This window comes from uncultured Flavobacterium sp. (assembly GCF_937967675.1).
GTDB lineage: Bacteria > Bacteroidota > Bacteroidia > Flavobacteriales > Flavobacteriaceae > Flavobacterium.
Genome location: NZ_CALBSN010000053.1, coordinates 1 through 11,077 on the forward strand (window position 1 = coordinate 1; position 11,077 = coordinate 11,077).

Sequence of the window (11,077 nt, forward strand, 5' to 3'; positions counted from 1 at the left end):
GTAAATCGGCTTTAACCAATAGTTTGGAAAGTATTCCAGGAATCGGTGAAAAAACGATGATTACATTAATGAAACATTTTAAAAGTGTTAAAAGATTGCAAATTGCCGATGAAAAAGCAATTTCTGAAGTGGTAGGTATTTCAAAAGCCAAAAAAATTTCCGACTTTTACAAGACAATTCAATCTGAAAAGCAATAATGAAAAAATTCTTCTTGTTTATAAGCCTACTATTTTTTACCCAAATCAGCTTAGGACAAGAAAACCCGCGACCAAAAGTAGGACTTGTGCTTAGTGGTGGTGGTGCAAAAGGATTGGCGCATATTGGTGTGCTAAAAGTAATCGATTCCCTTGGTATAAAAGTTGATTATGTGGCTGGAACCAGTATGGGTGCGATTGTTGGTGGATTGTATGCATCAGGCTACAATGGAGAACAATTGGATTCTATTTTTTCAAATGTTAATATTGATGCATTACTTCAAGATTACACGCCTAGAGAAGCTAAGTCTTTCTACGAAAAAAGGAATGACGAAATTTATGCCTTAACACTTCCTTTTAATAAATTTAAATTAGGATTGCCTTCAGGTTTATCAAAAGGGCTATATAATTTTAATTTACTTTCTTCGTTGACTCATCACGTGAGTCATGTGCGTGATTTTGATGAACTTCCAATTCCTTTTTTATGCATTGCTACCGATGCTGAAACAGGAGAGAAAGTGGTTCTAGATTCAGGAGTTTTAGCACAAAGCATGATTGCTAGTGGTGCATTGCCTACATTGTATAGTCCTGTTGAGATTAATGGAAAAGTTTTAATTGATGGAGGAGTTGTTGATAATTATCCAATAGAAGAGTTAAAAGCAAGAGGTGTAGACATTGTAATTGGAGTAGATGTTCAAGATGGATTAAAAACTAGAGAGGATTTAAAAGGTGTTACATCAGTATTAGCACAGATAAATAATTTTTCCATGATAGAAAAAATGGAAGGAAAACAAAAAGCTACCAACATTTACATCAAACCAGATATAAAAGGATTTACTGTTGTAGCGTTTGATAAAGGGAAAGAAATTATTGGGAAAGGGAAAGAAAAAGCATTAGGAATGATTAATCAATTATTGCCATTAGCTAATTTTGATAGCCCTAAAAATGCTAGAACCTCTCTTCAAGATTCTATTTTTATTAAAGATATAATTACCAATAAATTAGATAATTTTACACGAGCATATATTATTGGGAAATTGAAATTTAAAAAAAACACAAAAATTTCAATCAATCAATTTCAGAAAGGGATTTTAAATTTAAATGCCACACAAAATTTTAGTGCCATAAGTTATTCATTTGATAAAATGCAGGATGGCGAGAGGTTACTTTTACAACTAAAAGAAAACCAGAATACCACTTTTTTAAAATTTGGTCTTCACTACGACGATTTGTTCAAAAGTGGAATACTTTTAAATTACACCAAAAAGCGATTGATTACTAAAAATGATGTAGCTTCATTAGATTTGATTTTAGGAGATAATATTAGATATAATTTTGATTATTACATTGATAATGGCTTTTATTGGAGTTTTGGATTTAATTCTAAATTAACTACTTTTAATCGAAATATAACAAACAACATTGCAGATGATGTTCTTTTTGAAGCTGTTACAAATGCTATTAACGTGGATTTTTTAGATTTTAGTAATCAAGCTTATTTACAAACTATTTTTGCTCAAAAGTTTTCGTTGGGCGGAGGAGTTGAGCATAAAATTTTAGTTTTAGAATCAGAAACACTTCAAAATACTAATCCTGTTTTTGAAAATAGTATATATTTTTCACTTTTTGGATTTGTAAAATATGATTCATTTGATAAAAAATATTTTCCAAAAACAGGATGGAACTTTAATTCTGAAATTCGTTCCTATGTTTATTCTTCAGATTACAAAAATAATTTTGAAAGGTTTTCTATTGCAAAAGCAGATTTCGCTTTTGCGCAACCCATTAATAAAAATATTTCACTCAAAATGCAATCCGATGTGGGTTTTGCTATAGGAGAAAGGAGTATACCTTATTTTGATTTCATCTTAGGAGGGTTTGGTTTTCAACAAGTTAATAATATTAAGCCTTTTTTTGGTTATGATTTCTTAAGTTTAGCTGGTGATAGTTATGTGAAATTATTATTCACTGCTGATTATGAAATATTCAAAAAGCATCATTTAAATTTTAATGCAAATTTTGCTAACATTGGTAATAAAATATTTGATAATATTGATACATGGTTTAAAAAACCAGATTATTCAGGGTATTCTTTTGGTTATGGTATGGAAACAGTTATTGGGCCAGTTGAAATAAAGCACTCCTGGTCGCCTGAAACAAAAGATCATCACACTTGGTTTTCAGTTGGATTTTGGTTTTAATAAAAAATTACGATATTTGTAATGATGGAAAATTGGTTAGACCTATTAGCACATTTAAAATTCCTCATCAAGAGAAATCCTGAGTGAGTTTTTTTTCGTGCCAATACATTTCAACTTCATTTATTATTGGCACTTCGACATATAACTTATTGTCTAATAAAAACTTAATGTAATGCCAATATATCACAAATTGGGAAATATCCCACATAAGCGTCATATTCAATTCCGCAAACCTAACGGAGATTTGTATTATGAGCAACTTTTTGGTACAGTAGGATTTGACGGAATGTCAACGAATATGTATCACGAACACAGACCAACACAAGTAAAGGAGATTAGAAAACAATACAGTGTTGCACCTAAAATTGCTAAGGCAAATAACATTCAATCTTATCGATTAAGAGGTTTTGAAGTAGCGCCACAAGATGACTACTTAGAAAGCAGAAAAATCGTTCTTACGAATTCGGATTGTCATATTGTTTTAGCAGCGCCAAGAAAATCTACAACTGATTATTTTTATAAAAACACGGATTCTGATGAAGTAATTTTCATTCACAAAGGAACAGGGAAATTAAGAACCATGTTAGGAAATTTAGATTTCAAATATGGGGATTATTTGGTTATTCCTAGAGGAATGATTTATAAAATGGATTTTGATACCGAAGATAATCGTTTGTTTATCGTAGAATCACATTCGCCAGTTTACACACCAAAACAATACAGAAACTGGTTCGGACAATTGTTAGAACATTCACCATTTTGTGAAAGAGATATCCGTCGTCCAGAAGAATTAGAAACGTATAACGAAAAAGGGGAATTCGTAATCAAAATCAAAAAGAAAGACGAAATTTTTGAATTGGTTTATGCAACACATCCATTTGATGTAGTGGGTTACGATGGTTATAACTATCCGTATGCATTTTCAATTCACGATTTTGAACCAATTACAGGTAGAATTCATTTACCACCGCCAATTCATCAAACATTTGAAACAAATGCATTTGTAATTTGTTCATTTGTTCCAAGATTATACGATTATCACCCATTATCAATTCCAGCCCCTTATAATCATAGTAATATTGATGCCGATGAGGTGTTGTATTATGTAGATGGTGATTTTATGAGTAGAAATGATATTGAAGCTGGACATATTTCATTACACCCAGCGGGAATTCCTCATGGACCACACCCAGGAGCAGCTGAAAGAAGTATTGGTAAAAAAGAAACTTTAGAATTAGCCGTAATGGTAGATACTTTTAAACCTTTAATGGTTACAGAAGACGCAATGAATATAGCAGATGAGAAGTACTATCAATCTTGGTTAGACTAAAAAATAATTATTAACACAACATTACAGGTGCTTTCACCTATTAAAAATATTAAAAACATGGCACAAGAAATAAAATCAGTAGAATACGGATTAGAAAAAATATTTGAAGGAGCACAAGACTTCTTACCTTTATTAGGAACAGATTATGTAGAATTATATGTGGGTAACGCAAAACAAGCGGCTCATTTCTACAAAACGGCTTTTGGTTTTCAATCGTTAGCGTATGCAGGATTAGAAACTGGAGTTAAAGACAGAGCATCTTATGTGTTGAAACAAGATAAAATCCGTTTGGTATTAACTACTGCTCTAAATAGTAATTCACCTATTGGAGAACATGTAAAAAAGCATGGTGATGGTGTTAAAGTAATTGCGCTTTGGGTAGAAGATGCTCGTCATTCTTTTGCTGAAACAACTAAACGTGGTGCAAAACCATATTTTGAGCCAGTAGTGGAAAAAGATGAAAATGGAGAAGTAGTTCGTGCAGGTATTTATGGCGCTTATGGAGAAACTGTTTTCATTTTTGTAGAACGTAAAAATTACAATGGTGTTTTTATGCCAGGTTATAGCGAATGGAAATCGGATTATAACCCAACACCAGTAGGATTAAAATATATCGACCACATGGTAGGTAATACAGGTTGGAACAGAATGAACGAAGCTGTAAAATGGTTTGAAGATGTAATGGGATTTGTGAATTTCCTTTCATTTGATGATAAACAAATTACAACAGAATATTCTGCCTTGATGTCGAAAGTAATGTCTAATGGAAACGGAAGAATTAAATTTCCAATTAACGAGCCAGCAAACGGTAAAAAACGTTCTCAAATTGAAGAATATTTAGATTTTTACGAAGATGAAGGTGTTCAGCATATTGCCGTTGCAACAGATGATATTATTTCAACTGTAGCTGAAATGCGTGCTAGAGGTATAGAGTTTTTAAGCACGCCACCTCAAGCGTATTATGATGCAATTCCTGAAAGATTAAAAGATCACATGTCTAAATTTAAAGAAGATATTAATGAACTTCAAAAATTAGGTATCATGATTGATGCTGATGATGAAGGGTACTTGTTACAAATTTTTACGAAGCCAGTTGAAGACCGTCCAACACTTTTCTTCGAAATTATTCAAAGAATGGGTGCTCGTGGGTTTGGCGCAGGTAACTTTAAAGCCCTTTTTGAGTCGATTGAGCGTGAGCAAGAATTGCGAGGTACATTGTAAAACTGAAAAATTATTAACAAATCTTTAAATTACAACGTTGTAGTGATGTGATTTTTGATAAAAATATGTTAAAGTTAAAATTTAACTAAGAATAATTCAAAAAACAATTCTACATTTGCACTCGCAAAACGAGGAGGTAGTTTGCCTTGTTTTGACAGTAAATTTTCATAATTTATAGTTTTTTGGTTGGTTAATAGCATAAAAACTCAGTCATATTTTTGACTGGGTTTTTTTGTTTTAGTATTTTTGGAACAGAAATTGCATTTTCATTTAAAAAGAAAAAATATGAAAAAATACATCTTACTCATTCTTTTATTTGTGTTTACAAATTCATTTGTAGTACAAGAAAATGCATATACTACTGGAGAGTGGTTCAAACTTAGAATACATTATGGAATAGTTAATGCTGGATATGCAACTTTAGAAATCAAAGAAGCAATTAAAAATAATAAAAAAGTACATCATGTTGTTGGAAAAGGTTGGACAACAGGAATGACAAAATTCTTTTTTGAAGTTGATGATAACTATGAAAGCTATTTTGATAAACAAACGGGTAAACCATATCAATTTGTTAGACGGATTAATGAAGGGGGCTACACAAAAAATCAAGAAGGCTTCTTTAATCAAGAAAAGAATACCGTTTTAGTTAAAGATTATAAAAAGAAAACAGAAAAAACCTTTTCTGTACCAGAAGAAGTTCAAGATATAGTTTCTTCATTTTATTATTTAAGGAATCATCCTAAAATTGACAAGCTAAAAGTGGGAGAGTCAATTTCTATTGATATGTTTTTTGATAATGAAACAACAAAATTTAAGCTAAAATTTATTGGTAGAGAAGATATAAAAACTAAATTTGGAAAAGTTTCTTGTATGATTTTTAGACCTTATGTTCAGGCAGGAAGGGTTTTTAAAGAAGAAGAGAGTCTAACAGTCTGGATTTCAGATGATGATAATAAAATTCCAGTCCGTTTGAAAGCTAGTTTAGCAGTAGGGTCTTTAAAGGCAGATTTAGAAGCTTTTAAAGGCTTGAAAAATACATTTAAAGTCAAAGTAGAACAATAATGGAAATTACTCCTAAAATTCAAGATCAATTAAATCAACTTCATAATAAATTTGAAGCAATTAATCAAAATACGTCAACGCATTTAGAAGGTTTAATTTGGGCAAAACCCATTACATATTGGGATTATATTCAAACCGATGCACTTTTGAGTCTTCAAACACAAAGAACTACTTTGCCAGACGAAATGGTTTTTGTGATGTATCATCAAGTAAATGAATTGTTGTTCAAAATGATTCTTTGGGAAATGGATCAGTTGTGTCATAACGAAAAACCATCTACAGCCTATTTTACAGAGAAATTAGGTAGAATAAGTCGTTATTTCGATATGCTAACTACTTCTTTCGATATTATGAAAGACGGAATGGAGCCAGAACAATATCTTAAATTCCGAAATACACTTACACCAGCAAGCGGATTTCAGTCGGCACAATATCGTTTAATTGAATTCAGTTCAACAGATTTAATTAACTTAATCGATAATCGTTTTAGAGCTACTATCGATAGAAATACACCATACGAACACGCTTTTGAACATCTATATTGGCAAGCGGCTGGGAAAGATTATCACACAGGTGAAAAGTCCTACTTAATTTTAGAATTCGAAAGAAAATATAAAAAGATGTTCTTAGGTTGGATGGAGGAATATAATACGATTAACTTGTGGAGAAAATTCGAACAATTGCCAGAAGCCGATCAACAAACCCCAGAGCTAGTAGCAGCAATGCGTCATTATGATAAAACGGTTAATATTACTTGGGTAATGGGTCATTTTAATGCCGCAAAAAAATACATCGAAAGTGTGCCAGGAAATCACGAAGCTACTGGAGGAAGTGATTGGAAAAAATACATGTTACCAAAATACCAAAAAAGAATATTCTTCCCCGAATTGTGGACGAAAGAAGAATTAGATAACTGGGGAGAATAACCGCATTACGCACAAAACAAAAAACATTGAGATATTTCGTATTAGCTATTTTATTTGTCACTTTTTTTACCGCTTGTAATTCGAAAGAAGATACAGATCAAGTAAAAAAAACAGTAAAAAAAGAGCCTATTATAAAAGAATTTGGATTTACATTTAACGACTTCAAAGTAGTTAGAGACACTATTCGTTCAGGTGATACTTTTGGTAAACTTTTAGAAAAATTTCCATTAAAAGATAGTTTAAGAGTTCATGATGTTACGGAAATAGTAAAAGACTCTTTCAATGTAAGAAGAATAAAAGCTGGAAAACCTTATATAATGTTTCTCGACAAGAAAAAACCTAATACCCTTCAAGCTTTAGTTTATATTGAAGATAGAATTAGTTATACCGTAGTTGACTTTAGAGACTCAATTGCCGTTTTTAACAAAAAGAAACCAACTACATTGAAAAGAAGAGTTGTAGCTGCTGAAATAGAAGGTTCTCTATCAGAAACATTAACTAATGCCGGAGTCAGCGCTGGATTAGCTAATAAATTGGCCACTATTTATGCTTATACAGTCGATTTCTTTAAAATCCAAAAAGGTGATAAATTTGCAGTAACAATTAATGAAAGATACATTGAAGATTCTATATATGTAGGTGTTGAAAGTATAGAGGCTTCATACTTTGAACATAAAGGCAAGAAAATTTTCGCTTTTCCATATAAAATTAAAGAAGATCAGAAATATCCTGATTATTATGATGAAAATGGGAAAGGTTTAAAAAGCATGTTTCTGAAAGCACCATTAGATTATTTCAGAATTTCATCACGTTTTTCAGGCAGACGTTTTCATCCGGTACAAATGCGTTTTAAAGCCCACAATGGTACGGATTATGCAGCACCTCATGGAACACCAATTAAGACTACCGCTTCAGGAGTTGTAGAACGAACTGGTTATACTGCAGGAAATGGGAACTTTGTAAAAGTTCGTCACAGTTCAACATATGCTACCCAATATTTACACATGTCTAAAATTTTAGTTCGAAATGGACAACGCGTTTCACAAGGACAAGTAATTGGTAAAGTTGGAAGTACAGGCTTAGCAACTGGACCTCATGTGTGTTATCGTTTTTGGAAAAATGGGGTTCAAGTTGATCCACTAAGACAAAAATTACCTAATGCAGAGCCTTTGAATGAATCAAATAAGAAAAAATACTTATTACATATTGCACCTTTGAAAAAAGAATTGGATAGTATAACCGTAGTTAAATTTAAAGAATAATGACATTACCAAAAGTTAATCCGTCACAAACTGCCGCTTGGCAAAACATTAAGTCGCATTTTGAGAAAATGCAAGCAGTTTCAATGAAAGATTTGTTTGCAACTGATGTTGATAGAACTCAAAAATTTCATATCCAATGGAATGATTTTTTAGTAGATTATTCTAAAAACATTATTAATCAAGAGACAATTGATTTGTTGTTAAATTTAGCAAATGAAGTTCAATTAAAAGAAGCTATTTCAAGTTATTTTGAAGGTGAAATAATTAATCAAACAGAAAATAGAGCGGTTTTACATACGGCGCTTCGTGCAAAAGAATCAGCCAATATTTTAGTTGATGGCGTTAACGTAATGCCTGAAGTGTATTCGGTAAAAAATAAAATAAAAAACTTCACTAACGAAGTTATCTCAGGAAATAAAAAAGGATTCACAGGAAAACCATTTACCGATATCGTAAATATTGGAATTGGTGGTTCTGACTTGGGTCCAGCTATGATTGTAGAAGCTTTGCAGTTTTATAAAAATCATTTAAACGTTCATTTTGTTTCTAATGTAGATGGTGATCATGTTAACGAAGTTATAAAGAAATTAAATCCAGAAACGACATTATTTGTTGTAGTTTCTAAAACCTTCACTACACAAGAAACCTTATCAAATGCAGAAACCATTAGAAGTTGGTTCTTACAATCAGCTTCACAAGACGATGTAGCGAAGCATTTTGTAGCAGTGTCAACCAATATTCAAAAAGTAACCGAATTCGGAATTCATCCCAATAATATTTTCCCAATGTGGGACTGGGTTGGAGGTCGTTTTTCGTTATGGAGTGCGGTAGGTTTATCCGTAAGTTTAGCAGTTGGATTTGATAATTTTGATAGATTATTGAAAGGTGCCAACGAAATGGACGAACATTTTAAAAACGAATCTTTCGACAAAAATATTCCGGTAGTTTTAGCTTTATTGAGTATTTGGTACAACAACTTTTTTGGTGCCGAAAGTGAAGCGTTAATTCCGTACACGCAATATTTACAGAAGTTAGCGCCTTACTTGCAACAAGGTATTATGGAAAGTAATGGGAAAAGTATTGATAGAGATGGGAAACCAGTAAATTATCAAACCGGTACGATTATTTGGGGTGAACCTGGAACTAATTCACAACATGCCTTCTTTCAATTGATTCATCAAGGGACCAAATTAATTCCAACAGATTTCATCGGATTCAAACAATCGCTATACGGAAACAAAGACCATCACGACAAATTAATGTCGAATTTCTTTGCACAAACCGAAGCTTTATTAATGGGTAAAACGGAAGCGCAAGTAAAAGCAGAATTTGAGAAACAAGGCATTTCAGGCGAAAAGGCTGACTTTTTATTACCTTTTAAAGTGTTTTCAGGGAATAAGCCAACAAATACAATTCTAATCGACAAATTAACTCCAGAGTCATTAGGTGCTTTGGTGGCCATGTACGAGCACAAAATTTTTGTTCAGGGAATCATTTGGAATATCTTCAGTTATGATCAATGGGGCGTAGAATTAGGTAAGCAATTAGCTAATTCAATTTTAGAAGAGTTTTCTTCTAAAGAATTTAATCGTCATGATGCATCTACAAAATTTTTATTAAAGAAGTACATATCTTAAGCAGGCATTTTAAATAGTACTATTTTATTTGTTAATGTTTTTATAATTTTTTTCTTATAGAAATGCTAATTTTTTTAACTTTCAACTTGTTTGTTAACAATAACTTAACATTCAATAGTGAATTATATAAGAAATTTGCCGAAAATAATAATAAATACACAACAAATGAAAATCTTTAAAAATGTTTTACTGGCTGGTTTTTTTCTAATAACCATGTCTGTTTTTTCTCAGTCAAAAATTACTGGAGTAATTTTTGATGGAGACTTAAATCAACCATTAGCAGGAGCTAGTGTAGTTGTAAAAGGTACTTCAAATGGAACAGCAACTGATTTAGATGGAAAGTTTGAGCTTACTACAACTCAAAAATCTGGAGTTATTTCTGTGTCTTATTTAGGTTTTGTTACGAAGTCAATTCCTTTTACAGTTAATGGTAATTCGGTTAATTTAGGTCAAATAGTTGTATTACCAGATGCAAGTCAATTACAAGAAGTTGTTGTAATTGGTAAAGGTATTATTGACGTGGCAAAAGAGCGTAAAACTCCAATCGCCGTTTCAACAATCAAAGCTGTTGAAATTCAAGAAAAAGTAGGTACTGCTGATGTTACTCAAGCATTAGTAAATACTCCATCCGTTTATGTTGCAGGACAGTCTGGTGGTTATGGAGATTCAAGAATAACGGTACGTGGTTTCCAACAAGATAATACAGCATTCCTTTTAAATGGGCAACCAATTAATGGTATGGAAGATGGTAAAATGTATTGGTCTAACTGGTCTGGTATGTCAGATATTGCAAATTTCATTCAAGTACAAAGAGGTTTAGGTTCATCAAAATTAGCGATATCTTCAGTGGGAGGTACGGTTAACTTTGTAACTAAAGCAACTGATAAAAAAGAAGGAGGATTTGTCTCTATGGGAGTAGCAAATAGTGATTATTTCAAATCAACCGCTGCTTACAATACTGGAATCATGAAAAACGGTTTTGGTATGAGTGTTATGTTGTCTCATTGGCAAGGTGACGGATACAACCAAGGTACAAGAGGTGAAGGACAAAATTATTTTATCTCTTTTGGATATAAGCCAAATGATAAGCACAATTTCAATTTCTTAATTACAGGAGCACCTCAATCACATGATCAAAATTTCACAAAAAGAATTTCTGATTATTTAGGTTTTGGCAGAAAATATAATAATACCCGTAGTGCATTATTAAACTAGATTAATTTTTAAGTTGTTAATATTTCTGT

9 protein-coding genes are annotated in these 11,077 nt (G+C 32.0%); all 9 read left to right on the forward strand.

The genetic code is table 11. The features are described from left to right. On the forward strand, positions 1-197 hold a 197-nt coding region (locus Q0075_RS03400), incomplete at its 5' end, for a helix-hairpin-helix domain-containing protein (protein WP_297868285.1). Then, positions 197-2,395: a patatin-like phospholipase family protein gene (locus tag Q0075_RS03405; protein ID WP_297868286.1), complete on the forward strand. Its 2,199-nt coding sequence runs from the start codon at positions 197-199 to the stop codon at positions 2,393-2,395. The genes Q0075_RS03400 and Q0075_RS03405, both read left to right, overlap by 1 nt. Positions 2,396-2,567: 172 nt before the next feature. After that, positions 2,568-3,725, forward strand: a complete 1,158-nt coding sequence (locus tag Q0075_RS03410; RefSeq protein WP_297868287.1) for a homogentisate 1,2-dioxygenase — start codon at positions 2,568-2,570, stop codon at positions 3,723-3,725. Between the two features lie 57 nt (positions 3,726-3,782). After that, positions 3,783-4,946 (forward strand): 4-hydroxyphenylpyruvate dioxygenase, encoded by a 1,164-nt coding sequence (gene hppD, locus Q0075_RS03415; protein ID WP_297868288.1) that lies wholly within the window; start codon positions 3,783-3,785, stop codon positions 4,944-4,946. A gap of 285 nt (positions 4,947-5,231) precedes the next feature. After that, positions 5,232-6,008 carry a DUF3108 domain-containing protein gene (locus Q0075_RS03420; protein WP_297868289.1) on the forward strand — a complete coding sequence of 259 codons (777 nt, stop codon included), beginning with the start codon at positions 5,232-5,234 and terminating at the stop codon, positions 6,006-6,008. After that, the gene (locus Q0075_RS03425) at positions 6,008-6,934 is read left to right on the forward strand and encodes a tryptophan 2,3-dioxygenase family protein (RefSeq protein ID WP_297868290.1); all 927 of its coding nucleotides are present in this window, start codon (positions 6,008-6,010) and stop codon (positions 6,932-6,934) included. The genes Q0075_RS03420 and Q0075_RS03425 overlap by 1 nt, the downstream gene beginning before the upstream one ends. A gap of 26 nt (positions 6,935-6,960) precedes the next feature. Next, on the forward strand, positions 6,961-8,196 hold the full coding sequence (locus tag Q0075_RS03430; protein WP_297868291.1) for a peptidoglycan DD-metalloendopeptidase family protein: 1,236 nt from the start codon (positions 6,961-6,963) through the stop codon (positions 8,194-8,196). Next, entirely contained in the window at positions 8,196-9,833 is a 1,638-nt protein-coding gene (gene pgi / locus Q0075_RS03435) for a glucose-6-phosphate isomerase (protein ID WP_297868292.1), read from the forward strand. The genes Q0075_RS03430 and pgi overlap by 1 nt, the downstream gene beginning before the upstream one ends. Positions 9,834-9,998: 165 nt before the next feature. Next, the gene (locus Q0075_RS03440) at positions 9,999-11,048 is read left to right on the forward strand and encodes a carboxypeptidase-like regulatory domain-containing protein (RefSeq protein WP_297868293.1); all 1,050 of its coding nucleotides are present in this window, start codon (positions 9,999-10,001) and stop codon (positions 11,046-11,048) included. The last annotated feature ends 29 nt before the right edge of the window (positions 11,049-11,077 follow it).